A 25929-nucleotide genomic window follows, 5' to 3' on the forward strand; every position below is an offset into this window, starting at 1 on the left:
GCCGAGACCGCATCCGGTTCTCAGCTGGGTAGCACGGCGAAGGGGTGATCGAAGACGTATTTCCAGCTGCCATCGGACTGGCGGCGGGCGACCTCGGCGGTTCCGGCGCGCAGCTCGACCGGGCCTCCGCTGGGATCGATTCCGCCGACGAGGTGGAAGTCGATGCCGCCCATGGCCAGATCGCCGTGCCGTATCCAATAGCGGGGCTTGAAGGTGATCGTCCCGCTCAGGCCGAGGAGCCGGCGCAGCGACTCTTCGATGGCGGACAGTCCGGTGATGGGAGCCTGGTCCGGCCCGGGCACCAGGACTGCGTCCGGCTCATACAGCTCGAGCATCGAGGCGAGGTCACCGGCATTAAAGGCCTCGGCCCAGAGAATGTTGATCTCTTCTGGCTGCGACGCCGTGGTCATGATGGGCTCCCAAGCGATTGGATCGGTTGACGGGCTCGGTGGTGCGGCGGACATTGGGTCCGGCCCGGAATCGAAGGCGGATGTAGGGGGCATAACGGGCATTTCCTCTTGCGGTAGGACTCTGGACTCGTTGCATTGAAGTCAATGCATTGACTTCAATGTAATGGCATCAATGTAATATGAGCAAGTCCTGGCTCACATGTAAGGGGAGGGGGCGGGAGGCGTGTCCAGCGAGCAGGCCGGATCGGCCGACCTTGGCGATCCGCCGCATCCAGTGAGCGCCGTCGATCTGGCCGATGAGTTCGGCCGCACCGCAAAACTGCTCGGCGGCCGGCTCACCAGCAGGCTGGCCGACCACGATCTGTCGATGCCCCGGGCTCACCTGCTGGTAGCGCTGATCCGGTCCGGCCCGCAGCGGGTCACCCAGCTCGCCAACCAGCTCGGCGTCACCCAGGGCACCGCCTCCACGCTGGTCGACGCCCTCGTCCGCGATGGGTTCCTAGAGCGGTGCAGCGACCCGCTTGATGGACGCGCCACCCGGCTGGCCGTCACAGACTTTGGACGTGAACGAGCGCAGGCATGGCTGCATGACTACGAGCTTGCGGCCGATGAGATCTTCGGGAGGCTGTCCGACCGGCAGCGTTCCGCTCTGCTCGTGGCCTTGCGCATACTCTCCGCCGCCAAGTCGCCCTCCGATGAATGACGCAGGACGGGAGTCTGATCAGTACGTTTCCAGGATGCGGTGACCATGTGATGCCACTAACCCACCCCCTGCCAGGTGGACGGGGCTAACGGTGTTCCACCTGGCGGAAGGCGGCCACGACAACCTGGGTGGTGACTGCCGGGTGGGCGCTGACGTGCAGGGCGTGGCGTGGTCGTCGAGCCAGGTGAGGATCTCGGCGTCGGTGCCGCCGGCGAGGCGATAGTGGGTGGAGTCGGCCTGCCAGGTCTCGTTGGGCTGGGCGGCCTGGAAGCGGATGTAGGAGGAGCGGGGGCGCTTTTTCGGGTCGGGGACGATGAGTCCGTGCCGGGTCAGGTGGCGGTGGACGGTGGCCCGGGAGACCGTGCGCGCGTGGTGGTGCTTCAGGTGCCAGGTGATGGTGTCGGGGCCGGCGTCCAGGCCCTGCTCGGTGAGCTGCTTGCGCAGCCGGACGATCAGTTCGGCTGTGTCGGCGTCGATCGCGTTCGGCGAGGTGTGCGGGCACCTTGACCGGGGTTCGAGCGCGGCCTCGCCCTCGGCCCGGTAGCGGGCGACGAGCTTGGACACCCACCCTTTGGAGATGCCGTAGGTGCGGACGGTCTCGGCCTGGGTGCGTCCTTCGACGGTGCAGGTTCAGATCCAGCCACGCCACTAAGAAGACACTGGTTGTGAGCCTGTATCCGGGGATGGAAGCTCCATGCGTGACTGCCCGTGGTTTGCCGCTGAGCGTGTCGTCAACTCTGGGAAAGCCTCTGCACGATGCGGGACGGTGTAGACCGGACATGCTTGATCGATCATTGACACAATGAACACTACTGGCGATTCCTCCCTTTGCGCTCCAGGTTCTAACCATCTATGCCCGCTGTTCGCCGAGGCTGCGCTCGACGCATCGCCATGCCTGCTGGGATTGCTCGCTCGTTTGGGGTGGCGCGGTTATCTTCTCTAGATAAGATCATTGCCTGCGGTCTTGAGTGCCACTCGTCCTGTCTATCTGGTGTTCGTCGCTTGTGCGCAGATCTCGATTGGAGCGACATGCCTATATTGCGTATTACGGCCTCACTGATTATCTGTATTGACCTGTTAGTGGCTTTGGGATAAGTGTAGGATAATGTTCGCGCTCTGGCTGGAGGACTCCATGCAGCTCGAAATCCTCTGCAAGGATGACAAGTCGGGAGGCAATGGCTGTCCGGCTATCTATTTGGCGGAGAATGGCCAGATCGTGGTTCAGGGGCCGGCGGTCGACCACGAGACCTTCTCCAACCTCGTCAACGTTTTGCCAGGCGAGATCGCCCTGCAGATCGCACCCGAGGTGCTGCTGGGCGCGGCCGACAAGCTCCGCGCCAAGAGTGAGGACCGCTAGGTGGGGCGGGTGTTTCGCTCCCTTGACGATGCGGAGTTCAACCGCTTCTTCACCGAGTTCCGCTTCACGGCATACCGCCTTGAGTCCCTGCAGAAGTACGACGTCTCCTACGAGAAGGCGGAGTTCGATCTCTTCCTGAGCGGTCGGCAGCGCGGCGAGTTCCCGGGGATCGCGCAGTGGATCAGGGGGACGGTCAGGCCCGCACGGGATTCCGGCAAACTCCTGCATCGGGTTCACGTGGTGGAGGATCCTTTGTCGGACTATGTGCGGTTTGAGTGCGTTTGGGCGTATGCGCACACCGTGCCAGCAGGTGAGGATGTGAGGCTCATGGAAGAGGTCCCAGACGACCGGGTGGTTTCCCACGCCTTCCGCCATGTTTGTGAGGCCCTTCAACCGCCGCGTGCCGGCATCGCCGAGCTTCACGGGTGTCGCCGCGATTGCCGCGAGGTCACCGTACAGGGACGTGCGGCCGCCGTAGTTGGGCAGGATCCCGTACACCCATGGGGCGCCGTCGAACGCGTCGAGCCCCTCCCAGGACTCGCCGGTCAGGTCGAGTACGAGGAGGTGCTCGCGGTCGACGGCTTCGAGCAGTTCCCGTCGTGGGTTCCCGACCCACGCCTGCACGACCCAGGTGTAGTTGGGGTCGGCGCGCCGCATTGCGGCTTCGACGCCGCGGGCGGCCTCGGCCAGCGGTACGCCGCCGGATTTGCCGCCCTCATGGAGGAGGTCGACGGCCCACATGCCGCCCGCGTTGAAGAGGCGGGTCTGCTCGGCGTAGAACACGTCCGCGACGGTGTCGTAGTGCTGTGTGTCGCCGGCCAGCCAGTCCGGGCGTTCTGGACCGGCGATGTCGAGGAACCACTTGCCCTGGGGGACCGTATGGGCACCGGGATTTCGCTCGGTGAACCCGCGGGGCACCGTACCGCTGAAACCGGGTAGGACCGCCCGCATCCCCAGTTCCCGCATGCGGCCCAGCACCTGGCCGGCGAGCGCGACGCGGCGTTCGATGAGTTCGAGGCTCGTTCCTTCGCCGAAGTACTCGATGTTGTTGAGCCACTGCCATGGCTGGTGGGACGGCGGGGCGATCCAGTCGAGCAGTTCTTCCTGCCGGTAGCCGAATCGCTGAAAGGTGTTGAGCCACACCGCTTCCTGGCCGAGGGTGAGCTGGACGGTGTTGATTCCGCTCGCCGCTAGCAGGTCCAGTTCGCGCTGCCACTGGTCCCAGTCGAAGTAGGGCGTCGTGTATCCGCCGACCGTGATGTTGTGGGCGAGGCGAATGGGGAATTCGCACTGCATCTCGATCGGCGGTCCTTCAATCAGCTCGCCCGAGATGGGCCGGACGCCGAAACGCGACACGCTGCCGAGACCGGTTCGCCGGGCGTACGCCGAATACGCCGACACCGCCGCCACATTGTCGCTTGCGCGGATCCGCAAGCGGCCCTCGGCGGCGTCCACGGCGAAGGCGGAGTGATTTTCGGGAGCCGGCATCGGCGAGATCACGATGCGCTCGGTCGGCAGACCGCTGAGGCGGGAGATCGCGGTGGCGGCGGCCGTAAACGAGTGGTCGTGCGTCGGCATGGTGTTCTGTTCTCCTGGTTCGTCGTGGGCTGGGGCGATCACTTGCCCACGCGCTGGGGGCTGACCCGGAGCACCGTGAGTGACCCGAGGAATGCGAACACACCGCCCACGATGAAGAGCCCGTAGTAGCCGCCGAGCCACTGCACCGCCATCGCGGCGACGAACGGCGCGACGACCTGGGGCGCGGTGAGGGCGATGTGGAAGACACCCAGGTCACGACCGGCGTCTCCGGTCTTGGGCAGCACGATGGTCGCGAGGGCGAGGTCGACGCCGAGGAACGCGCCGAGAGCGAATCCGCTCAGCCCGGCCTGGACGAGGAACATGGTCCAGCTCGGAGAGAGCAGCGGAAGGACGATCGAGGACGTGAGGAGAAGGGAGGAGATCAGCACGAAGCCTCGGTGCCGGCCCAGGCGATCCACGAGCGGCCCGGAGATCAGGGTGCCGATGGTGAGAAACACGATGCTGCTCGTCTGGGCCGTCGCAACCGCGGAGGCGGGCGTGACCCCCTCTGGCAGCACGATGTAATCCTGCAGGATGTAAAGGCTGAAGCCGAAGACGATGTTGTAGCCCATGTAGATGACGGCACGGGAGATGAACACCCACCGATAGTCACGGTCGCGCAGACTGCTGAACATCGCCATGAACTGCTGCCCGACGGGCGTCTGCTCGAGCCGCGGGTCGTCCAGGCCCGTGCCGGAGCGATCGCGCAAAAGCATCGCGGAGATGACGGACGCGATCAGGAAAAGGCCGCCGAGGAGTGCGTAGGCGATCAGGACGGAGTCGATCAGGGTCGCACCGACCTGAATGCCGATGATGCCTCCCACGGGAATGCCGACGCCCTGCACGGTGCTGGCGAGTCCGTGCCGCTTCGGCGGAATGCGCTCCGGGATCGTGGCCAGGATGATGTTGAGGCCGATGTTGATCGTGGCCTGGATCAGGAACGAGCCGATCATCAGACCGGTCACGGTGGAGACCGCTCCGGTGAGGACGAGCGCTGCGGCGGTCGTGATCCCGCCGATGAGAATCCACGGTGATCGGCGCCCCCAACGTGTTCGCGTGCGATCCGACATCAATCCCACCAGCGGTGGTATGCCGAACGAGGCGATCGCGCCAATGCCGGTGACGAGAGCCAGGGCGGCTACGGCGTCATCGCCGGCGGCGGACCTGACCTGCGTGGGAAGGAGCACGCTGAGAGCGGCATTGTTGGCGGCGTAGCCGAAGACGTTCACGAGGAACATCGCGGTGAGGAGCGCCGCGACACGCCCCTGGCGCGGAACGCCGGCGCCGGTCTCGGTTCCGGTAACGGGGAAGGCAGTCATGGGGGGTTCCTCTGTTCTCACGTCACGGTTCTGAGACGGGCGATGTCGATGACGCCCGCCGATCAGACGTGGTGTTCGCCTACCGGCCGTCGATCGCTTCCTTGGGATCGGGCACGGGCACGCTCACAGTCAGTGAGCATCGAACCTCTGGCCAGCGGAATCCAGCAAATGTCATGAAAGTATCGGAACTGGTCAACAGCGGCGTGGTCGCTGCCTTATGCCTCGGCGATCGTGGTTGCGAAGACAACACACGCACCATGCTCAATCCATGCTTAATCCGTGCTGGACAGGGAGCTGCCAGCCGCCGGACGGGCCAACCGGCGGGCCCGCGCCGTACGGGCCTGAGCCGAGTCGCCGGGAGGCCGGTAAACGTACTGGATCAACATGCCGCGCACGTTGCCGGTACGGCGGAAGCCTGGTCCCCACGCCGCGGCACGAGAATCGAGCCAGCGGCTACATTGAGTGATGAGCACGGGACCGGCCACGCGAGAGGAGGACCAAGGTCTATGCGCATCGTCTACGAGCATCTCGAACCGGAGTTCCCGGTGAACTGGCGCTACACGCGATTCCAGACGCCTCGGCTTGAGCCGTACTGGCATTTCCACCACGAATACGAGCTGACCTGCATCCTCAACGGCACCGGCACCCGCCTCGCCGGGAATTCGGTCGAGGAGTACGGCCCCGGAGACCTTTCCCTGTTCGGCCCTGATCTGCCGCACACTTACGTGTCGGCGCCGGAAAGTGAGCCGATCGACGCGATCGTCGTCCATTTCACCAGGGACTTTCTGGGTGCGGAGTTCTTCGACGCACCCGTGTTCGGGAATGTCAAGCGGATGCTCGACGACGCCCCGCGCGGCATCCACTTTCCCGACGCGGTCCCCCTGCTCGCCGATCTGGGCCGGCTCGCGCCCCCGGAGCGGACGGTCGAGCTTCTCAGGATCCTTGTCATGCTGAGCCGGGCGCCCTACATATTGCTCGCGACGGGACGATCCCCGTCCGTTCTCCATCACGGTACGGCACTGCGGATCCAAGCCATGATGAAGGTGATCCATTCCGGTTATACGGCTCGGCTGCCGCTGGAGGACATCGCAGGGGCGGCGCACATGAACGCCAGTGCCGCCAGCCGGCTGTTCGCCCGCAGCACCGGCTTCACCGTCTCTCACTACGTAAACCTCGTTCGCGTCAACCGGGCATGCCAGTTGTTGCGGGACACGGATCGCTCGGTGTCCATGGTCGCCGCGGATTCCGGTTTCGGAAACCTCTCCAATTTCAACCGGCGTTTCCGCGAGCTCAAGAAGATGTCGCCCCGTGAATATCGTGCGAACTTCCGGGTCGAACTGGAGGCGGTCGCGGGCGCAAGTCCCCGCGGCGTCCGCGTATAGGCGCGCCGGTTCAGGGGCGCCGATGACGTCGCCCCTTCGGCGCTCACCCCCATGGGCGCCCGCGAGTGGCTTTGCCGGACCTACCGGGCGACGCTTCTGAGCTCACCCTGAGTTCGTGCCGTGCCGGCGGATGTGCTCTAGCTCTGCGGCGGTGCGGAGTATCACGGAGCGGTAGTTGGCGCCGGCGGCGGCCGGGCCTAGCCAGGGCAGGTGGCCGAGGATCTCGAGCATGACCAGGCCGTGGATTCGGCCCCATAGTTCGATGCCCAGCCCGAACGCGGTGGGTGGCAGGCCCGGTGAGACCAGTTCCACTGCGGTGGTGAGCGCGGCGGTCAGCCGCGCATGCTCATGGGGCGTGCGGATCCCGGCGGTCTCGGTGGCGGTCCAATCGCCGAAAATCACGTCGCTGAACGTGGCGCCGAGCCGGCGGGCGGCGCTGGTGGTCAGCCCTTCTCGGGGGGCCTCGTATCCGGGGACGGGGGTTCCGTAGATCAGCAGGAAGCGGGCACGGTGGTCGACCGCCCACTGGCGGTAGGCCAGGGCGACCTGTACGAATCGTTCCCCTGCCGCCAGTGTTCGGGATGCCTGGCCGGCGGCCTGGACCGCGTCCGCCAGGGCGTTGTGCGCGTCCGCGACCAGAGCGGTGATCAGGTCGTCCCGGCTCGGGAAGTAGTGGTAGAGCGACTGGACGGTCATGCCCACCTCGCGCGCGACTCCGCGCAGCGTCATCTGGCCGGAGTCGGCCGCGAGCTGGCCGAGGGCCACGGATTTGATCTCATCGATCGTCGCCGCCCGTTTCCTTTCGCGCAGCGAACCTTGCCGGAGTGGGACTTCGCTCACCGCCACCCACCTTTCATGCGGGATGCCGTCGATGTCATGGGCAGCCATGGCGGACGTCCGCTCCGCCGTACCGCTTCGGATTCTAACAGTATCTGGATTGACTAACAGTGTTAGATAAAACTATCGTCGTTCGAGAAACCGAACTGCGTAAGGAGATGGCTTCATGCCCGCCTCACCTGGTACACCACACACCCTCACCGCCTCCGGCGGCGGCCTGCCGGGGCAGCGGCAGGGCAGCTCCCGGGGCCGGGTTCTTGCGGTCGGCGCGCTCCTGGCGGTGGAGGGCCTGCTGATCGCCGTCCCGGCGATCGTTCTCGGTCAGGCCGTCAACTGGCCGCAAGGGCTCGGTGAGCCGGCCGGCGTCACCCTGCCGATGGTGGCCGAGAACGAGGCCGGGGTCCGGGTGGGATACGTGGCCTATCTGCTCTACTCCTTGCTGTTCCTCCCGGCGATTGCCGCGCTGGTGACCGTTTGCACCACCACCGAGGGACGGCTGCGCCCGGTCGCCAGGGTCGCCGTGATTCTGGCCGCCCTCTCCGCGCTCGCCCGCGCGATCGGGATCCTGCGCTGGCTCACCGCGATGCCGACGCTGGCGGCCGAGTGGGATGGGGCCGACCCCGCGATGCGGCAGATTCTGGCCGTGCAATTCCAGGCACTGAACGACTTCGGCGGTGGGATCGGCGAACTGCTCGGAGTCGCCTTGCTCGGCGGCGCGGCCGTGGCCTGCACCACGATCGCCATCCGCGAGTTCGCTCCGGCCTGGCTGACATGGCTGGGTGCGATCGCCACCGCCGCGGCCGCGATCCCGCTGGCCGAACTCGCCGGGGTGGATGCCGGGGCACTGACCAGCGTCGGGGTCGGCGCCGTCCAGCTGTGGTTCCTCGCAGGGGCAGTCGTCCTGTTCAGGCGTGCCGGGAAGCAGCTCCGTTGACGGTAGGTGTCCGAAGCTCGCACCCGTGACCCGTGACCCGTGACCCGTGGGGTGTTCTCGGTGGCAGGCACCGCACGGGGCAGGGGGCCGCACGGAGGCGAAACGGCCGTGAGGCCACGTGGGTCAGATGTCGAGCGTCGCCCTCAATGCCTGGTCGACAGGCGTGGGGGCGAGGCCGAAAGTGGCTTGGAAGGCCGATGAATCGACGATGAAGGGCGAGACGAACTGGTAGCGCACGTGCCGCAGCTCACCGAGCAGAGGAGAGAACAGGCCGACTGCGCGCAGGAGCGGCCATGGCGTCTGCCGTACCCCCGGCATTGGTTTGTTCAGGAGCGCCGCCATTCGCTCGGCGAGTTCGCGAAAGGTGAGGGGCTCGTTGGTGGGGATGTGCCAGGGGCGTCCCCAGGCTCGGTCGTCGGAGCCGGCGATGATCAGGGCGTTGACGACGTCGGGGATGTAGGTCCAGCTGTGGGGGACGTCGGGGGGCCAAGCGAGCGGAATGGACTTGCCGGCTTTGAGGGGTGCGATGAACCGGCTGCCGAGGTAGGACTGATCGGATGAGCCGGGGCCGAAGAAGTCGGAGGCGCGGACCTCGGTCGTTCTGATCCTGCCCGCGCGGTGCGCGGCCAGGGCCTGTTCCCACATCTCCGCGCGCACCCTGGCCTTGGGGGTGGTGGAGGTGAACGGCAGGTCCTCGACCATCGGCCCGCTGACCTGGCCGTAGGGATAGAGGTTGCTCAGCGTGACCAGCACCGCGCCGGTGGCTTCCGCCGTACCGAGGATTGAGGCGGCGAGCGGTGGCCAGTCGATGGGCCAGCGATGATATTTCGGGCTCACGCAGTTGTAGAGAACGTCGGCTCCCTTGGCCGCCTCGATCAGGCGTCCCCGGTCGGCGACGTCGACAGCCACCCTGCGCGCATTGGCGGGGCCGCTGCCCGATCTGGTGATGACCGTAACATCTTCGCCCTTGTCGATGAGCTTGGCGGCGAGGAGGGCTCCGACTTGCCCTGACCCGACGACGACATGCTTTGTCATAGTCAAACCTCCCAATCTGAGAGCGATGCTCTCTTGCGAGAGCAGCGCTCGTCAAGAGCACTGCTCTCGTTTTCGAGCGACGCTCTGGTAGCCTTCGGGCATGACAGCCGCCCAGACCGTCAGGGAACGCGTCAGAGCCGAACTCACCAAGGAGATCGCCGACATCGCGCGCCGCCGGCTCGCCACAGAGGGCGCGGCCGGTCTGTCATTGCGGGCGGTGGCCAGGGAGATGGGGATGGCGTCCTCGGCGGTCTACCGCTACTTCCCCAGCCGTGACGACCTGCTGACCAGGCTGATCATCGACGGCTACGACGCGCTCGGCGAAGCGGTCGAGCGGGCCGAGGTCGCCGTTCCCCGAGAGAACCACCTGGAACGCTGGCTGACCTCATGCCGCGCGATCCGCGCCTGGGCCCTGGCCCATCCCCACGAATACGCCCTGCTCTTCGGGTCGCCCGCCCCCGGCTACCAAGCTCCGCCGGACACCGCCCGCGCACGTGTGCGCGATGTCGCGGTCCTTGGCGGCATCATCGCCGATGCCTACCGGGCGGGCGCGATCACGCTGCGAGAGGGGCATGTCATTCCACCCCCGTCGCTTGCCGGGGATGCCGCGACCCACCGCGTCTACATGCCGGACGTCCCCGATGAGATCGTGTTCCACGCCCTCGCGAGCTGGACGGCTCTCTACGGTTGGCTCAACTTCGAGGTCTTCGGCCACTTCAGCAACACGATCGGCGACCGGGACACCGCCTTCGACCACTCGATTCGCATTACGGCCGACCTCATGGGGCTGTCCCCGCTTTGACAGGGGCGGTCGAACGTCCATGGGTCCTCGGGCCTGTGCCAGGTTGACCTGCCCTGGCCGCCGTCACCGCCGTAGGAGCGGCACCTCGTCCTTGTGCGACAGCCGTCCCCCGGTGAAACACAGCCGGTAGGCCGACGACAGTGAATTGGCCTCAATCCGGTAGAAGCGGCACTCGTCGGTCCCTCGCGGATCCGCCGGCGCGCCCGCAGGCCGTCCCTTGCCGGGCAACTTGTACGGCGGCAGCCGCGCCTCCAGCGGCGCCAGACTCTGGCCGACGCTCAACCGCGTGTACACCTGGGCGTCCAGCACCGAGCGATGCGCGATGTAGAGGTCGTAACCGGAGGTCAGCGCCATCAGGACGGCCGCCGCCGCGACCGGCATCCAGATCGCGTCGATCAGGCTGCGCCGTACCCCGCCGCGGGCCAGGGCGAGTTCGCGCCGGGAGGTGGGCGGCGTGGCCGCCGCGCCCGCGGCGAGCGGCAGCAGGGCGGTGACGGCGAAGCCGCCGCCGGCGGGACGCGCCCGCAGCGTGCCCCCGGCCAGCCGGACCCGCTCGTCCAGGCTGACCAGCCCGTAGCCGCCCGATCCCGCCGCTGACAGCGGGCCGGCCGGGGGCGCCGCGTTCACCACGGTGATCTCCGCATTCCCAGCCGTGAGATCTGTGACCAGCCGTACGGTGACCTCGGCGCCCGGCGCGTGCTTTGCGGCATTGGTGAGGGCCTCCTGCACCACCCGGTATGCCGCCCGGTCGGCCATCGGCGGCAACGGCCCGAGTTCTCCGCGCAGCCGTACCGCCATCCCCGCGGCGGCGGCCCGCTCGACCAGCGCGGCCACGGTGTCGCCTGACGGCAGCACGGGCGCGGCTTCGCCGTCCTCCCGTAGCACCCCGATGATCTCGCGTAGCCGCTCGGTGGCCTTGGCGGCGGACACGCGTAGTTCGGCGGCGGCCTCGCGTGCGGGCCCGTCCAGCTCTGGACGCACCTGGAGCATGCCGGCGCTCAGCGCGACCAGGCTCAGCTCGTGCCCCAGCGAATCGTGCATGTCACCGGCGATCCGGGACCGCTCGACCAGCCGCATCCGCTCGCCGATCAGGTCCCGCTCCCGCTCCAGGCGCTCGGCGAGCTCCCATCCGGCGCGGACGAGGTCGTCGTGCCGGCGGGCGTACCGTCCGGCCAGCCAGGGGAGCATGATGATCGTCACGGCGGTGCCGACCAGCGTCAGCCAGCTCGACAGTGTGACGCCGGGGTGGAGTGCGGCCGTCGCGAGACCCGCCAGGCACACTCCGGCGAACAGCAGCAGCCCCGGACGCATGCCGGCGGTCCGCCGCCCCAGCACAAACGCCAGCAGCAGCTGGGCGATCATGAAGCTGTCGGTGTAGAGCTCCGGTGTCACCACCAGCGCCAGCACCGCCGGTACGGCTGCCGCCATCACCGGTAGCCGCCGGCCCGCGGCCACGGCCAACGCCAGCAGCGGCACGGCGGCGATCTTCACCCAGAGCAACGGCAGCCAGGGATACCGCACGATGTCCGGTGATTCGTGCATCGTGAACACCGGCACGACAACCGCCAGCCACAGAAGCAGGTCGGCGCCCCGTTCACCGCCAGGGAACGCCTCCACGACGAAGCCCCGCAACCGATTCATGGCGGCCACGGTACGGCGGTGCCGGCGTTTGCGACACCTGACGAAAGTCAGGGACACCGGCTGCCGATCGTGCATGACCGGAGGCGGCTCCGGATTCCTACGGTCAAGTCCTGCACATGGACGCCACTCGCGGCGCCCACCACCGTGTATGAGGCTCCCGGGCGCCGCCCTCGGCCTCGTACACCGTCGCAGCACAGGAGCCTGATGATCACCTTGCGCGGGTTGACCAAACGCTACGGCGGCAAGACCGCCGTGGACGACCTCACCCTGGAGCTCACCCCCGGTACAGTCACCGGCTTTCTCGGCCCGAACGGCGCCGGCAAGTCCACCACCATGCGCGCCATCCTGGGCCTGGACGCCCCCACATCCGGCACCGCCTTGATCGACGGCCGCCGCTACGCGGACCTCCACCGTCCGCTGCGCACCATCGGCGCTCTGCTGGATGCCAAGGCCGTGCACCCGGCCCGCAGCGGCCGGGATCATCTGCGTGCCGTGGCGCTGAGCCAGGCCATCCCCTTCTCGCGGGTCGAGGAGGTGCTGGCCCTCACCGGGATGACCGACGCCGCACGCCGCCGAGCCGGCACCTACTCCCTCGGCATGAGTCAGCGGCTCGGCATCGCGGGCGCGCTGCTCGGCGATCCTCAGGTGTTGATGCTGGACGAGCCGGTCAACGGCCTCGATCCGGACGGGGTGCGCTGGATCCGCACCCTGCTTCGATCGCTCGCCGCCGAAGGCCGTACCGTTTTCATCTCCTCCCACTTGATGAGCGAGATGGAGCGCACCGCCGACCGCCTGGTCATCCTCGGCCAAGGCAGATTGATCGCCGACGAGACGATGGAGAGACTGCTCGCCGGCGCCCAGGTGCGGGTTCGCGGACCGCAGCTGCGGCCGCTGGCCGAGATACTGCGCGCCGCGCGCTGGACCGGCCCCGATGAGCTGACCATCGCCGGACACACCACCGAGGAGATCGGCCGGCGGGCGCACGAGCTGGGGCTGGTCCTTTCTGAGCTGCGGTCGGTCGAGTCCTCGTTGGAGGAGTCGTATATGCGGCTGACCGCGAACAGCATCGAGTACGGAGCTCAGGCGTGAACGCCCTGGGCCGCGCGGCCCGCGCGGAGTGGCAGAAACTCCGCTCCATCCGCTCCACCTGGTGGTTCGGCGGAGGCGCCCTGCTGACGATGGTGCTGGTGGCGGTCATGGAGGCGGAGGACACGGCGAGCTTCCTGGCCAGAGAGGGCCGGCCGGTTGAGCCGGTGTCGTCGGTCCTTGAAGGTGTGGAGTGGGTGCAGCTCATTTTCGGATCGTTCGGCATGCTGGCGATGACCAGTGAGTACGCCACCCGCTCCATCGTGGTGACACTGGCCTGCACGCCGTCCCGGGTCCGGCTGCTGCTGGCCAAGACGGCGGTGGTGGGCGCCGCCGTGTTCGCCGCCGGAGGGCTCGTCGCCGCGCTCGGCACGGCGGCCAGCGTGCCACAGCTCCATAGCTATGGGGAGTTCGACGCCGTGCAGGTGGCTGGCCGGATCCTGGTCATAGCGGCCTACCTGGCGCTCATCGCCGTGCTGGCCGTGGGGCTCGGCACGCTGATCCGCCGGTCGGCCGGGACCATTACGCTGCTGTTCGCCCTGGTGTACATTCTCCCGTTCGGACTCGAGGGTCTCGCCAGGACACTGAGCGCCGAGTTCCTCACCACGGTCGCGCGCTACACGCCCGGCCCCGCCGGCGAACGCTTCATGGCCGGCGAGTGGGCCTTCGGCCTCGTGCTCGGCGGGTGGGCGGTGACCGCGGTCTCCGCGGGGATGTGGGTGATGCGCAAACGCGATGCATAAGTGAGCCCGTGTGCGCTCTGCGAACCTCTTTTTGCTCGCAGGCTTTGCTCCCGAGCTTGGGGTGAGCTGCGGACACACAGCTCTTGACCGGAATGTCTCCTCAGTCGTGCGGAATCAGCCCGGCTTCGTAGGCAAGGACGGCCGCCTGGACACGATTCCTCACCTCCAGGCGGCCCAGTATGGCGCTCACGTAGGCCTTGACCGTCCCCTCCACCAGGAAAAGCCTTGCGCTGATCTCCGCGTTGGACAGCCCGGCGCCGACCAGCGTCAGCACCTCTCGCTCCCGTGGTGTGAGAACCGCGATCCGCTCCCTCGCCGCCGACCGCCGGCTCATCCGGCCGCCGGTCACCTGCTGGATCAGGCGGTGGGCGATCTGCGGCGAGAGGAACGCCGCGCCGCGGTGCACGGCCCTTATCGCCGCCATCAGCTCGTACGGATCACCCGACTTGAGCAGGAAGCCGCTCGCTCCGCCCTCCAGTGCCTTGGCGATGTACTCGTCTTCGGAGAACGTCGTCAGGATCACCACGGCGACCCCCGGAACCGCCCGCCGCATCTCCGCCGCCGCGTCGAGACCGTCCAGCACCGGCATCCGGACATCGAGCAGGGCCACATCCGGCCGGTGTCCGCGCGCCAGCTCAATCGCCTCGCGCCCATCGCCCGCCTCCGCCACCACCTCGAAGTCCGGTGAGGCGGCCAGGATGGCCCGTATACCCGCTCGGACCAGGACCTCGTCGTCGGCGAGCAGCACCTTGATCACTCCTCAGAGACTACCGCGCCATCCTGCACATTCCTGCAGTCTGCAACACCATTTGCGTGTTAGTCCGGTGCTTTGGTCCTGTGCGCGCCAGGGTGTCAGCGGCCCGGCCGGATGGTGATCAGTACTGGCTGTTCGGTGATCTGCAAGGTAGGCGGGGCGGGCATGGAGCGTCCGTCCAGGAATCGGATGGTGTCGGCGCCGCGATCGGCCGACATCGAGACTGTGCCTGATTCGGTCCACCGGACGAAGGCCCGGACAGGACCTTGGCCGGCCGTACCGGCCAGTACGAATTGGCACTGCCAGACCCGGGACGGTAGCCCGTCGGGCCGGCCGTTGCCACAGGAGGTGATGCGGGCGCCCGCCAGCCAGCGCTGGAGCGTGTCGACCGCGTGGGCCGCGGCGGTCGGTGGTCCGCCCACGGCCTGGAGCACCAGCGGGATCTTCGTGCCGCCCCAGTTGTAGAAGTACATGCGGTCGTATCGCACGTACATCCCGATGAGGTAGAAGCGCACCGCGTACGCGATGGCGCGTGCCTGGTCCAGTTTGCGATCTTTGGCGATCCGGTAGACGGTCCCGGTGCTCCACAGCCGCGGATGCACTCCGGCCTCATGGAACGTGCGGTCGATGACGGCCGCGAGACCGACGAGGCTTTCGGGGGTGTCACCGTCGTGCTGCGGAGCGAGTTTCACACCCGCGACATCGCACGCCTGATATCCGCCGGCCGAGGCGAAGTCGCGCAGGAACCGCTGGGAGACCGGCTCCCACAGGTTCCCGATCGAGGGGCACACGAGGGTCGCGGCTGGATCGGCGCGGCGGATGACCGCGGCGGCCTGCTGCGTCATGCGGGCCAGCGTCGCGGCGTCACCGGTGTAGAAGTGCGGTGAGGGCGCGAATGCCCACAGTTCGTAAGCATCGATCCGGCCCGCGTATCGGGTCGCGACGGCCTTGACGAAGCGGACCCAGTCCTTCAGATCATCGGGTGGCGCCGTGCGTGACCCGTCGGGGTAGGGACCGAGTGGCGCGTGCGGCGCCGCCCACTGCGGCGTGCCGCCGAAGGTGTAGAGCACGGGGAGGTTCGCGCGGTGGGCGGAGCCGACGAGGCGGTCCAGGGTGGTCCAGTCGAACCGGTTACGCGCGGGTTCGAGCAGGGACCAGAGGGTTCCGCTGTCCCATAATCGGACCCCGCCGACCCGGAAGGTCGGCATGGCGCCGCTACCGCTGTTGATCGTGACGCCGTAGAACCCGGCGGGTACCGGTTTAGGCAACTGCGACCAGGCCGGGCCGGGAATCCACTGCGGCGGCGGATTCCCGGCCCGGCCTTGTCGCAGGTTGGGCGACGAAGCGGTCGTACTGATGACCACCCCGACAGCCAGCACACAGGCAAGGGCGACGAAGCGCATCGGCCTACGGCCGCGACTGGCCGGGCGCCGGCCGTACGTGGCAGATGCGGATATCGGGTCCTGCGGATGCGATGCCGCGGAGGCGAGAGCCGCCGCCCGGTCCGCGACCGGTGGGGGAGCGGGTGCCGGGTCCGGGGCCGGGTCCGGGTTTGGGTCCGGGGCCGGGCGCCGGAGATCGTCGGTGCTGGGGGCGCGGCCCGCGTCGAGGCGTCCGGCATCGGCCTCGGCCCACAGCCGGTACAACTCCGCCAACTCCGCCTTGCCGGCTCCGCAGGCCAGCGCTATCCGCTCCACCATTCCGTAGCTGTCCGGCAGGACCTGACCCCGGCAGTATCGATGCAATGTGGAGGCGCTGGCGCCACAGCGGCCGGCGAGTTCCGCGTAACTGCGGCCACTTCGTTCCTTCAGCGAGTGCAACAGCGCGGCCAATTCCGACAACTTCTCACCCCTGTTATGCGTCCTCGCGTCCCAGGCCGGCGAATCCATGCAGGTCCCACCAAGCATCTCATCCCAGGCGCCAGCCGGGACACACATTGCTTGTGCCGGCGTCATGCCGCCCAGCAATCTCAAAGCGGCGACTCTCATTCCAAGCCATTCATCACGGAAAGGCGTTCACCGATGAAGCGTGAAAAAACCCTGGCGGCCATAGTGGGGGCGGTCGTCGGCGCGGCCGGGTTGGCGATCACAGCCCCGGCCGCCCACGCGGGACCCAACTGCGGGACCCCGCACAACGGATTCGACGTCAGCGCGGTGGTGAGGCAGGCCACCAGGACGCACGACACCGACGCGGGAAGGCGCACAGTCACCGTCCGCCTGCTCAACGGCCGGGCCTTCGACGAGTCTCGCGCCACCATCAGCAGCGGCTATAGGCGGAGCGACCTGGTATGGGTTGACAGGTCCTACAACGGCGGCGCCACCTGGACTCAGTGTGGTCCTTTCAACAGCCGCACGTCGAACGAGCTAAAGAATCTGGGAAATTGGATGCGCGCGTGCATGGCCACAAAGAAGAACGGCGTCAGCAACAGCTTCTGCACGAGTTGGTACTACGACGCAGACTGAATCACGATCCTGATCGTGCGTGGATCCGATCCGGCGCCTGCCTTTTTAGGTAGGAGATCCGGCTGATTCCTTAACTGGGGCCAGGGGAGGGCCCGGGGGAACCGGATCAGCGGGTGTCATAGATCCACGAGTTGGGGGGCCCTTCACCTTCGGGGGGCAAGCGGGTGAGGGCCAGGTGGAATCCGGCTTTCTCGTGCAGGCGGGCGGGGCCGATCTCGGCCTGGTAGCCGCGGGAATACCGGAAAGGCGCACCCCCGGCCGGCCAGACCGCTTGCCCCCCGTCTGTCCGCCGGGCGGTCGCGACGTGCGGGGGCCAGTGCGGCGGTGTGATGAGCCAGCCGAAACGCAGTCCGGGGGCCGGCAACTTGCTGGTCGAGCCCACGACGGCGACGTGGTCGGGCGCAAGGCCTTGAAGGCATCCGATGGGGCGCCGGTCGTAGCGAAACTCGGCGTCGTAGTCGTCTTCGATGATGAGGCCGTCACGGCGGCGGGCCCATCGGAGCAGCTCGTTGCGCCGTTGCGGCGACAGCACCACCCCAGTCGGAAACTGGTGCGCGGGAGTGGCCAGAACCGCGCCGACGTCGGGGTGCCGTTCGAGCTCGTCGCCCCTGAGTCCCTGGTCGTCGACGGGCAGGGGAACAGGACGAAGACCGGCGCCCTCGGCGAACTCTCGCAGCGGGGGCCAACCGGGTTCCTCCACGGCGATGGCACGATGACCGATGCGACCGGCTCAGAAGCAGCGCGAAGGGCAACGTGGTCTGGTCTTCCAGCATGTGACTGGACTGTAATGCCGGTCCGGTCGGTCGTACAGTCACTACTTATCCCCGCCAGACGAGACGAGGAATGCACAGAGATCGTTCTTCGCTAAACGAGGGAGTCCGCCATGGCAGGAATCGGGCCATCGAACTTACTTGATCGTCACGAGCGACGGCGTGTTCTTGCCGCCTGCTTCACCGGGACCACGATTGAGTGGTACGACTTCTTCCTCTACGGATCGGCTGCCGCGCTGATCTTCGCCCCACAGTTCTTTCCTTCGTTGAGCCCGTTCGCAGGCTCGCTCGCGGCGTTCGCGACGTTCGCGGTCGGATTCATCGCCCGGCCGATCGGTGCGATCATCCTGGCTCACTACGGGGACCGCTACGGACGGAAGTCGGTCCTGGTGGCGTCCTTGATGATCATGGGTCTGGCCACGGTCGGCATCGGGCTGCTGCCTCCGTATGAATCGATCGGAGTGTTCGCGCCGATCGCTCTGGTAGCTCTTCGGTTCTTGCAGGGAATCGGCGTCGGTGGTGAGTGGGGTGGTGCCGCGATGCTGGCGGTCGAGCACGCGCCGGCGAACCGTCGCGGTTTTTACGGCGCTTTCCCGCAAATGGGTGTCCCAGCGGGCCTCGTCCTGGCGAATGCCGCGCTTCTCGCGGTCACCGCGTCGCTGCCGGCGAACGAATTCGAGGCGTGGGGATGGCGGATACCGTTCCTCGCCAGCGTTGTGCTCATCGGCATAGGGATGTTCATCCGGCTCAAGGTCGTGGAGAGCCCGGTGTTCGCCGCCGCGGCCCAACGCAGCGAGCTCGTCCGGCACCCGACTCTGCTGGTGCTGCGTCGGCATGGAAAGGGCATCGCCCTCGCGGGAGGCACCTTCATCGCCGGGAACGCGCTGGGCTACCTCTATATGGTCTACGTTCTCTCCTACGGTTCACGGGTGCTGGAACTCGATCGCGTCGTCCTGCTGGTCGCCATCCTGGCCGGCGCCGTACTCCAGTTGGTGTTGCTGCCGGTGTTCGGCGCGTTGTCGGACCGAATCGGTCGTCGTCTGGTCTACACCTGGGGGACTGCGGCCTGCCTGCTGTGGTCGTTCGCGTTCTTCCCTCTGATCGACATGCGGTCGTCCGCGGGGGTCGCAGTGGCCGTGGTGGTGATGGCCGGGCTGCTCGCCCCGACCTTCGCCGCCCAAAGCGCACTGTTCGCCGAACTCTTTCCCACGCCGGTCCGCTACAGCGGCTCCTCACTCGCCTATCAGATGGGCGCCGTACTCGGCGGCGGGCTGGCTCCGATGGTGGCGACCGCCCTGCACGGCAGCGGTGGCTCCTCGGTGCTCGTGATCGCCTACATGGTCGGGCTCTGCGTGGTCAGCCTGGGATGCGTGCTGGCGATCGCCGAGACCTCCGGCCGCACGTTGACCGCTCCGGCGAACATCGCGGAAGCCCCTGCGTCAGGCGGCGCACAGTGAGCGGAAGCCCCTGCATCAGGCGGCGCACAGTGAGCAGCGCACCGGCGGCCGACAATGAAGCCACCGTGGTCCAGGCGTCCATCCGCACCATGGACCCGCAGATGCCGCGCGCCGGCGCGATGCTCGTCCGCGACGGACGCGTCGCCGCGATCGGCGACGTCGAGGAGGTCGAAGCGGCGGCCGGCACCGGTGCACGGCGGCTTGACCTGCGCGGTGCCACTGTCGTCCCCGGGCTGATCGACAGCCACAACCACATGCTGTGGGTGGCGATGCAGGATCAGCTGCTCGACCTCGCCGGCTGCCGGAGCATCAGCGAGGTTCAGCAGCGGATCCGCGTTCACGCCGAGCGGAATCCGGACGGCTGGATTGTCTCGAGTGAAGGCTGGTTCATCGAGGACCTGGCCGAGGCGCGGCATCCGACCCGCGGCGAACTCGACGCCGCTGTCGCGGACCGGCCAATCTACCTGCCGCGAATCGCCCACGCCGCGGTCGCCAACTCGGAAGCCCTGCGCATCGCGGGGATCGACACCGATCACCCGGACGTCGCCGGCGGACGGATCGTACGTGATCCGGACAGCGGCCGCCCCACCGGCGAGCTGCTCGAAGCGCCGGCGTTCGAGCTTGTCGCCCGGCATGTCCCCGCCGTGTCGGTCAGGCAGCGGGAGGCGGCACTCCGGGCCGTCCAGGCGCGGTACCACGCTGCGGGAGTCACCGGAGTGGTCGACCCGTGCCTCACCGCCGACGACATGGCGATCTACCGCGCATTGCACGAGCGAGGCGAGCTGACCGTGCGGACGGTGATGATGCCGGTCGTCGAACCGCACCTGCCGGATGACGACCTGGACGCATGGTTGTCCGCTCTTCCCGGCCCGACCGGCCAGGGCGATGAGTGGCTGCGAACAGGCGGCGTCAAGGTCTTCCTCGACGGCATCGCGTCCATGGGCACCGCCCTGCTCCGCGAGCCGTATCCGGGCGAGGGGCACGGGTGTGGAACGCAGGTCGTGCCGGCCGAGAGGCTCCGGGCCATCGCGGCCGCCTGTGCGCGGCGCGGCTGGTCTGTGGGGGTGCACACCGTAGGCGGCGGTGCCATCGACCTGGCCCTCGCCGTGTTCGCCGAGGTCGACTCCGCTCAGGCTCCGATAGCCGGGCTCCGCTTCAGCCTGATCCACGCCTACCTGTGGCCGTCGGAGCAGAACATCGCGACCGCCGCTCGCCTGGGCGTGTGTGTAGCGGTGCAGCCTCCGATGCAGACATGGGTCGCGCCGAAGCTCGTCGCGCGCTGGGGCGTGGACGGAGCCGCCCGTGCGACGCCCCTGCGGGCCTGGCTCGACGGCGGCGTGCGGATCGGCGGGGGGTCGGACGCGCCCCTCACCCCGACCGACCCGCTCGCCGGGATATGGCAGGCGGTGACGCGGCAAGTGGCCGGCCATGGAGTGCTCGGCCCGGAGCAGTGCCTCACGGCAGAGGAGGCGTTGGCGCTCTACACCACGGGTGCCGCCCACCTGAGCTTCGCCGACCACGAGCGCGGGGTGCTCAGGGTCGGGATGGCCGCGGATTGGGTGGCGCTCGACACCGATCCTGTCGCCGCACCGCATGACCTGCGCTCGGCGCAGGTCCTGAAGACCTGTGTGGGCGGGCTAATCGTCCATGACAACTTGTAACGAAGGTGCACCATGGGCTGTCTCGACGAGTACGACGGGATCATCCTCGGGGCCGGCCACAACGGCCTCATCACCCAGGCATATCTGTCCAGGGCCGGCCTGAAGACGCTCTCCTCGGCCGCTGCACGGTCGCGGGCGCGCTCACTGCTCGACCGGGCCTTCGGCCGTACGAAAGGTACGGCACTGCCAAACGCGCCATCCGTGTCCTGACGGGAGAGCCGAGAGCAGGGGACAGAGACAGCCGATCGGGCTCGTGGTCGGCGGGAAATGCGATTGTGCTCGGCGAGGCCGGTCGGGTAGAGGTTACGGGGAGCCGGAAACAGCGGGGTTTCCCTGGCCGGCTAAGGGGAGATCCGGCTGCGACAATTCCTTGAATATCAGTCGATGACCCGAATGAACGCTGCGAATAATCGGCCGTTCGGGTGAGTGCTACACAGTGAAGGAGACTAAAGAATGCTCAAGAAGTTGAACGGAGATTTGCATCCGACGTCGGGATACAGCCACGTCACCATCGCCGCGCCGGGGCGGATGGTTTTCCTGGCCGGGCAGATGCCTATGGACGACTCCGGTGAGCGCGTGGTGGGCGTCGGCGATCTGGACGCCCAGGTGGACCGGACGGTTCTGAACGCGATGAAAGCTCTCGCCCTTGCCGGTGTGAGGCCGGACGACGTTGTGCGGTCGGTAGTTTACGTCGTCTCCTCCGATTACATCGACCCTGCCCGGGCCTGGCACCGGTTCTTCGAATCAGAGATCGGTGCGGCTCTCACGTCGGCGAGCACGCTCGTCGGGGTGAGCACGCTCGGATTCCCCGAGCAGCTCGTTGAGCTCGAGCTCACAGCGGTGATCTCATGACGGGCTCCACACCGGTCGCGAGAGCACGCAGACCGTTCGCCTCGTCCGCCGACCTCGCGGAGAAACAGCAGACGCTTGAGGTGCTCGCGGAGGGCGTATACGCGCTGACCGCGGAGGGGGACCCCAACGTCGGCGCGATCGAAGGCGATGACTTCCTCGTCTGCTTCGAGGCGCTGGCGACCCCGGTCGCCGCGGGCAAGTGGCTGGCGCGGCTCAGGGAACACACCGACAAGCCGATTCGATATCTCGTCCTCAGCCACTATCACGCGGTCCGCGTGCTGGGCGCGTCCGCCTTCGGGGCCGACGTGATCGTCGCGCATGAGAACACCTCCGCGCTGATAGCCGAGCGTGGCACGCAGGACTGGGAGTCGGAGTTCGGCCGGATGCCACGGCTTTTCGACACCCCCGAGTCGATCCCCGGCCTCACCTGGCCGACACTGACCTTCACGGACCGGGTCACGATCCCGTTGGGGAAAACCCGAGGCGACCTCGTGCTGGAATACGCCGGACGCGGCCACACCGAGGGCGACATCGTGGCGTGGCTGCCACAGCAGAGGATCCTCTTCGCCGGTGACCTCGTGGAGTCGGCGGCCGCGCTCTACACCGGCGACGCGTTCCACCAGGAGTGGGCTACGTCGACTCTGGACCGAATCGCCGGCTACGAGGCGGAGATCATGGTCGGCGGGCGCGGCGCGGTCGCACGCGATCGCGACGGCGTCACCGCCGCGATCGCCCAGACCCGGCATTTCCTGGAGGTGATGATTCGCGAGGTACAGGCGGTGCGATCGCGCGAGGGCACGCTCAAGGAAGCGTTTGAGGCCTGCCACGCCGCCCTGGTCGACGGCTATGGCCACTGGCCGATCTTCGAACACTGCCTGCCGTTCAACGTCGCCCGGCTGTGGGACGAACTGGCAGGCATCGAGCGGCCGGTGATCTGGACCGCCGAGCGTGACCGCTCCGTGTGGAACCAGTTGCAGAGCTGAAGCCGCCGGGCCGGTGCTCGACCAACTGGCACGGCAAGAGCCGGAGTGACACCGCTCAGCCGGCCGGGCTCACTCCCTTCTCCGGGTCACGGCGATCAGGGCTGCGGCGAGCGGGAAGAGGGCGACGACCAGCAGCGTGCGGTGCAGGGGCATCGACTCCGACAGCGCCCCGGCGATGGCGGAGCCCACCCCGCCGCCGACGAAGAACGTCAGGTTGAGCAGCCCCATCCCCGCGCCGCGCAGCGGGAGGGGCAGCCGCGCCGACACCTCGCCGGTGATCACGACCTGGGTGAGGGCGAACGCGGCGAGACTCAGCGAGGCCGCGAGCACGGCGGGCCAGGGGCCGCCCCAGCCCGTCGCGGTGACGATCATGGCGACCGCCGCCGCCAGCGCGGTGCCGGCCAGCAGCAGCCGGCCACCGCGCCCCGGAAGCCGCCCGGCGCGGCGCGACAGCACAGCGCCGATCGCGGCGCCCGGAAGCAGTGCCACACCGATCGTGAGCACGCTCCAGCCGTACGGCGCAGCCAGGATCTGCGGGATCACGTACATAGCGGCGAACAGGGCGCCGAACACGCCCACGCCGGTGGCCGCCGCGATCCGAATGGCCGGGTCGCCGACGACCTGGCGCGGCACGAAGCCGTCCGGCCGCCGCGCCACCCACCCGGCCAGGGCGGCGGCGGCGAGCACGAGCATCACCGCGAGCGCCAGGACGACAGGGCCGTCGAGCTTAAGCGTCCTGGCCTGGATGAGCACGATCACCGTACTCACGGTCACGGTCAGCGCGGCGGCACCGGTGACGTCGACGGGACGGTGTGACCCGGCGCGTACGACCGCCGGCCGGAGGCAGAAGGGGACCGCCAGGATCGACAGCGCCGGCAGCACGACGGTGACGCGCCAGCTCAGCCATGCCGTCACCATCCCGCCGAGCAGCGTGGCGGCGGAGGCGAAGAGAGCCATGACCACGCCGTAGCGGGCGAGCACCCGCAGGCGTTCACCGGCGTCCACGCCCGCGAGCAGCGCCGCGGCGACCGCCGCCGTGCCGCCGGACCCCGCCGCCAGCAGCAGCCGCCCGGCGACCAGGGCGCCTAGGGTGGGCGCCACGAGGCACAGCAGCGCGCCGGCGACGAGCGTCAGCGACGCGATCAGCAAGGTGGTGCGGGTCCCCCGGGAGTCGGCCAGCCGTCCGAAGACGGCGGTGCCGACGCCGAGCGCCAGCGCGTGCGCGGTGAGGACCCAGGCGACCTGGGCGGGGCCCGCGTTCAGCGCCCGGGCGACCTGGGGCAACGCCACGGCGGCAGCCGTGACGCCGAAGACGGCCGGGCCGAACAGGCAGCCAAGCCGCACCGCGGTCGACAGCGGGCCGATCCGGCCGGGAGAGGGTTCGATCCCGGCGACGGGCGCGGCGCTCACCGGGAGCTCCGCAGCGACTGCCAGGCGGCGACGTCCACGAAGTGCACGTCATAGCGTTCCTGCTCCGGCAGCAGGCTGTCGAAGGGCGCCAGGCCGTGCTGGACCCGCGCCAACTGCCGGAAATAGCCGAAACGCTCGACACCTGGCGTCAAAACGGACAGCAGTTCGGCGTCCGCCCCCGGCGTCGCGCCGAAGGCGTGCGGCACGCGCGGCGGCACGACGACGAGCCCGCCTTCGGAAACGGTCGCCACCTCCTCACCGACGAGGAACTCCATCACTCCGTCCAGGACGTAGAACAACTCGGTGGAGAACGCGTGGTAATGCGGCTTGGCGCCGTCGCGGCCCGCCCTCAGCGTGAGCCGGTTGGCGCCGAGCGCGCCCGCGGTGCCACTCGCGTCGGCGAGCAGCGTGAACGCGCCCCCAGCGGGGAGTGCGACGACCTCCGCCGCCTCCGCGGGCACGACGAGGGCCCGCGATCCCGTGTACGTCATCTTCAGCTCCTTCCTGATCGGGATCCATTGGAGCCCGGGAACAAGCCGCGAACCAGAATCGGTTATGACCTGCAGTCATCACGAATCGAGATGAATCGGGGCGGCGGTGGAACTGCGGCAGTTGACGTACTTCGTGGCGGTCGCCGAAGAAGGCGGGTTCGGCCGCGCGGCCGAACGGCTCAGCATCGTGCAGTCGGCGGTGAGCCAGCAGATCGGCAGGCTCGAACGCGAGCTGGGCGTGCCGCTGTTCGACCGTTCGACCCGGCACGTGCGCCTGTCCGGCGCGGGCGAGCGCCTGCTGCCCGAGGCGCGCGCTGTCCTGGCCGCCGCGCACCGCGCCCGGCAGGTCGCCGCCGACATCCGCGCGGGCACCGACGGGGTCCTGCGGCTGGGCATCGTGCAGGGACCCGGCGACCGGATCTACCGCACGCTCAGCGAACTGGCCGCCGTCGCGCCTCGCCTCCAGGTCCGCCCGCGCCGGCTCCCCCTGCCCGCCCGCCTGTCAGCCGTGCGCTCCGGGGAACTCGACGCGGCGCTCGTCCGCGCACTCGCCGACACGCCCGGCCTGGAACTGCTCCCGATCTGGACGGACCCGCTGTACGCGGCGCTGCCCGCCGATCACCGGCTGACGCGCGCGGCGGAACTCAGGCTCGAAGACCTGGCGGACCTCCCCCTCCGGCTCGCCCCACGCGAGGACAACCCGCCCTTCCACGATCTGATCACCGACGCCTGCCGGAAGGCCGGGATCGCCCCGCCCGCCGGGCCACCGTTCACGACCTTCCAGGAGACCCTGTCCGACCTCGGCGCCGGCGACCCGTCGTGGACGGTGTTCTACGAGGTCACCGGCTTGCCGGAGATCCCCAGGGTCGCCATCCGCCCGCTGGCGGGGCTCACCCTGACCACCTCGCTGGCCGTCCCCCCTGGCCCGCCGACCCCGGCCGTCCGTCACCTGCTGGACACCCTGACGCGCGTCACCTGACCTCGCCGAGGTGCCCTTGGCGCCCGGCCGCCGTGTCGATTGGCTTCGTCCGCATGTAGGCACGTGAGCTTGCCGGCGGCCCGGGAACACGTGACGGGGAACTCCGAAGTCCGTCCGCCCGCACCGCATCGCGGGGAACCTCGGCGTCGCTGACTTCGCCCTCGCGGCAGAGAAGGTCGCGGCGATTGATGCGATCGACACCGGGGTGCGTGGCGGGCCCGATCCTGACGCCTGACGTCGGGGGCCGGCTACTTCAGCTGAGCAGAGTCTGTCGTGTCCGGCG

23 protein-coding genes and 3 pseudogenes are annotated in these 25929 nt (G+C 68.4%); 14 read left to right on the forward strand and 12 right to left on the reverse strand.

Annotation, left to right across the window (positions count from 1 at the left end):
- Nucleotides 1-20: 20 nt before the first annotated feature.
- Nucleotides 21-410, reverse strand: coding sequence for a YybH family protein (locus Ssi02_RS32805; protein ID WP_204031467.1), 390 nt, complete (start codon nucleotides 408-410; stop codon nucleotides 21-23).
- Nucleotides 411-633: 223 nt separating this feature from the next.
- On the opposite strand from Ssi02_RS32805, the gene Ssi02_RS32810 reads away from it, so the two are divergent.
- Entirely contained in the window at nucleotides 634-1113 is a 480-nt protein-coding gene (locus tag Ssi02_RS32810; RefSeq protein ID WP_239130210.1) for a MarR family winged helix-turn-helix transcriptional regulator, read from the forward strand.
- Between the two features lie 18 nt (nucleotides 1114-1131).
- Here the strand turns inward: Ssi02_RS32810 and Ssi02_RS32815 are convergent.
- Nucleotides 1132-1719, reverse strand: a pseudogene (locus Ssi02_RS32815) (helix-turn-helix domain-containing protein); the annotation flags it as partial.
- Between the two features lie 760 nt (nucleotides 1720-2479).
- Here Ssi02_RS32815 and Ssi02_RS40005 point away from each other — a divergent pair.
- Nucleotides 2480-2746 (forward strand): annotated as a pseudogene (locus Ssi02_RS40005) (DUF6879 family protein); the annotation flags it as partial.
- 60 nt (nucleotides 2747-2806) lie between these two features.
- Here Ssi02_RS40005 and Ssi02_RS32820 read toward each other — a convergent pair.
- Both Ssi02_RS32820 and Ssi02_RS32825 read right to left on the reverse strand, forming a co-directional pair.
- Nucleotides 2807-4048, reverse strand: a pseudogene (locus tag Ssi02_RS32820) (alpha-N-acetylglucosaminidase TIM-barrel domain-containing protein); the annotation flags it as partial.
- 38 nt (nucleotides 4049-4086) lie between these two features.
- On the reverse strand, nucleotides 4087-5367 hold the full coding sequence (locus tag Ssi02_RS32825) for an MFS transporter (RefSeq protein WP_204031470.1): 1281 nt from the start codon (nucleotides 5365-5367) through the stop codon (nucleotides 4087-4089).
- A 506-nt stretch (nucleotides 5368-5873) separates the two neighbouring features.
- Between Ssi02_RS32825 and Ssi02_RS32830 the strand changes: the two genes are divergently transcribed.
- Complete coding sequence (locus Ssi02_RS32830; RefSeq protein ID WP_204031471.1) at nucleotides 5874-6749, forward strand: AraC family transcriptional regulator; 876 nt, start codon at nucleotides 5874-5876, stop codon at nucleotides 6747-6749.
- A gap of 102 nt (nucleotides 6750-6851) precedes the next feature.
- Here Ssi02_RS32830 and Ssi02_RS32835 read toward each other — a convergent pair whose 3' ends face one another.
- A complete protein-coding gene (locus Ssi02_RS32835; protein ID WP_204031472.1) occupies nucleotides 6852-7589 on the reverse strand; it encodes a TetR/AcrR family transcriptional regulator in 738 nt (245 codons plus the stop codon).
- Nucleotides 7590-7752: 163 nt separating this feature from the next.
- Here Ssi02_RS32835 and Ssi02_RS32840 point away from each other — a divergent pair, with 163 nt between their 5' ends.
- The gene (locus Ssi02_RS32840) at nucleotides 7753-8520 is read left to right on the forward strand and encodes a DUF4386 family protein (RefSeq protein ID WP_204031473.1); all 768 of its coding nucleotides are present in this window, start codon (nucleotides 7753-7755) and stop codon (nucleotides 8518-8520) included.
- A gap of 123 nt (nucleotides 8521-8643) precedes the next feature.
- On the opposite strand, the gene Ssi02_RS32845 is transcribed toward Ssi02_RS32840, so the two are convergent.
- Complete coding sequence (locus tag Ssi02_RS32845) at nucleotides 8644-9555, reverse strand: NAD-dependent epimerase/dehydratase family protein (protein WP_204031474.1); 912 nt, start codon at nucleotides 9553-9555, stop codon at nucleotides 8644-8646.
- A gap of 100 nt (nucleotides 9556-9655) precedes the next feature.
- Here Ssi02_RS32845 and Ssi02_RS32850 point away from each other — a divergent pair, with 100 nt between their 5' ends.
- Nucleotides 9656-10357: a TetR/AcrR family transcriptional regulator gene (locus Ssi02_RS32850; RefSeq protein ID WP_204031475.1), complete on the forward strand. Its 702-nt coding sequence runs from the start codon at nucleotides 9656-9658 to the stop codon at nucleotides 10355-10357.
- Between the two features lie 63 nt (nucleotides 10358-10420).
- On the opposite strand, the gene Ssi02_RS32855 is transcribed toward Ssi02_RS32850, so the two are convergent.
- Nucleotides 10421-11998 (reverse strand): sensor histidine kinase, encoded by a 1578-nt coding sequence (locus tag Ssi02_RS32855; RefSeq protein ID WP_204031476.1) that lies wholly within the window; start codon nucleotides 11996-11998, stop codon nucleotides 10421-10423.
- A 204-nt stretch (nucleotides 11999-12202) separates the two neighbouring features.
- On the opposite strand from Ssi02_RS32855, the gene Ssi02_RS32860 reads away from it, so the two are divergent.
- Nucleotides 12203-13087, forward strand: coding sequence for an ABC transporter ATP-binding protein (locus Ssi02_RS32860; RefSeq protein WP_204031477.1), 885 nt, complete (start codon nucleotides 12203-12205; stop codon nucleotides 13085-13087).
- Nucleotides 13084-13827, forward strand: a complete 744-nt coding sequence (locus Ssi02_RS32865) for a hypothetical protein (RefSeq protein ID WP_204031478.1) — start codon at nucleotides 13084-13086, stop codon at nucleotides 13825-13827. Before Ssi02_RS32860 ends, Ssi02_RS32865 begins: the two co-directional genes overlap by 4 nt.
- A gap of 100 nt (nucleotides 13828-13927) precedes the next feature.
- Here the strand turns inward: Ssi02_RS32865 and Ssi02_RS32870 are convergent, their stop codons facing one another.
- On the reverse strand, nucleotides 13928-14584 hold the full coding sequence (locus Ssi02_RS32870; protein ID WP_204031479.1) for a response regulator: 657 nt from the start codon (nucleotides 14582-14584) through the stop codon (nucleotides 13928-13930).
- Between the two features lie 95 nt (nucleotides 14585-14679).
- The gene (locus Ssi02_RS32875; RefSeq protein ID WP_204031480.1) at nucleotides 14680-16422 is read right to left on the reverse strand and encodes a helix-turn-helix domain-containing protein; all 1743 of its coding nucleotides are present in this window, start codon (nucleotides 16420-16422) and stop codon (nucleotides 14680-14682) included.
- 180 nt (nucleotides 16423-16602) lie between these two features.
- On the opposite strand from Ssi02_RS32875, the gene Ssi02_RS32880 reads away from it, so the two are divergent.
- Nucleotides 16603-17043: a hypothetical protein gene (locus Ssi02_RS32880; protein WP_204031481.1), complete on the forward strand. Its 441-nt coding sequence runs from the start codon at nucleotides 16603-16605 to the stop codon at nucleotides 17041-17043.
- Between the two features lie 106 nt (nucleotides 17044-17149).
- Here Ssi02_RS32880 and Ssi02_RS32885 read toward each other — a convergent pair whose 3' ends face one another.
- Entirely contained in the window at nucleotides 17150-17764 is a 615-nt protein-coding gene (locus tag Ssi02_RS32885) for an aminotransferase class I/II-fold pyridoxal phosphate-dependent enzyme (RefSeq protein WP_204031566.1), read from the reverse strand.
- 162 nt (nucleotides 17765-17926) lie between these two features.
- On the opposite strand from Ssi02_RS32885, the gene Ssi02_RS32890 reads away from it, so the two are divergent.
- The 5 genes from Ssi02_RS32890 to Ssi02_RS32910 all read left to right on the forward strand — a co-directional run bounded on the left by Ssi02_RS32890 (nucleotide 17927) and on the right by Ssi02_RS32910 (nucleotide 22766).
- Nucleotides 17927-19270: an MFS transporter gene (locus Ssi02_RS32890; RefSeq protein WP_204031482.1), complete on the forward strand. Its 1344-nt coding sequence runs from the start codon at nucleotides 17927-17929 to the stop codon at nucleotides 19268-19270.
- Between the two features lie 29 nt (nucleotides 19271-19299).
- Nucleotides 19300-20931, forward strand: a complete 1632-nt coding sequence (locus Ssi02_RS32895; protein ID WP_204031483.1) for an amidohydrolase — start codon at nucleotides 19300-19302, stop codon at nucleotides 20929-20931.
- A gap of 12 nt (nucleotides 20932-20943) precedes the next feature.
- Nucleotides 20944-21141: a hypothetical protein gene (locus tag Ssi02_RS32900; protein WP_204031484.1), complete on the forward strand. Its 198-nt coding sequence runs from the start codon at nucleotides 20944-20946 to the stop codon at nucleotides 21139-21141.
- A 243-nt stretch (nucleotides 21142-21384) separates the two neighbouring features.
- Nucleotides 21385-21783 (forward strand): RidA family protein, encoded by a 399-nt coding sequence (locus Ssi02_RS32905; RefSeq protein WP_204031485.1) that lies wholly within the window; start codon nucleotides 21385-21387, stop codon nucleotides 21781-21783.
- A complete protein-coding gene (locus tag Ssi02_RS32910) occupies nucleotides 21780-22766 on the forward strand; it encodes an MBL fold metallo-hydrolase (RefSeq protein ID WP_204031486.1) in 987 nt (328 codons plus the stop codon). Before Ssi02_RS32905 ends, Ssi02_RS32910 begins: the two co-directional genes overlap by 4 nt.
- A 69-nt stretch (nucleotides 22767-22835) precedes the next feature.
- Here Ssi02_RS32910 and Ssi02_RS32915 read toward each other — a convergent pair whose 3' ends face one another.
- Together Ssi02_RS32915 and Ssi02_RS32920 are read right to left on the reverse strand one after the other, a co-directional pair.
- Nucleotides 22836-24176, reverse strand: a complete 1341-nt coding sequence (locus tag Ssi02_RS32915) for an MFS transporter (protein ID WP_239130213.1) — start codon at nucleotides 24174-24176, stop codon at nucleotides 22836-22838.
- Nucleotides 24173-24667 carry a cupin domain-containing protein gene (locus Ssi02_RS32920; protein ID WP_204031487.1) on the reverse strand — a complete coding sequence of 165 codons (495 nt, stop codon included), beginning with the start codon at nucleotides 24665-24667 and terminating at the stop codon, nucleotides 24173-24175. The genes Ssi02_RS32915 and Ssi02_RS32920 overlap by 4 nt, the downstream gene beginning before the upstream one ends.
- Nucleotides 24668-24773: 106 nt before the next feature.
- Here Ssi02_RS32920 and Ssi02_RS32925 point away from each other — a divergent pair, with 106 nt between their 5' ends.
- Entirely contained in the window at nucleotides 24774-25646 is an 873-nt protein-coding gene (locus tag Ssi02_RS32925) for a LysR family transcriptional regulator (protein ID WP_204031488.1), read from the forward strand.
- Nucleotides 25647-25929 lie beyond the last annotated feature (283 nt).

It is taken from the genome of Sinosporangium siamense (assembly GCF_016863435.1).
Lineage (GTDB): Bacteria > Actinomycetota > Actinomycetes > Streptosporangiales > Streptosporangiaceae > Sinosporangium > Sinosporangium siamense.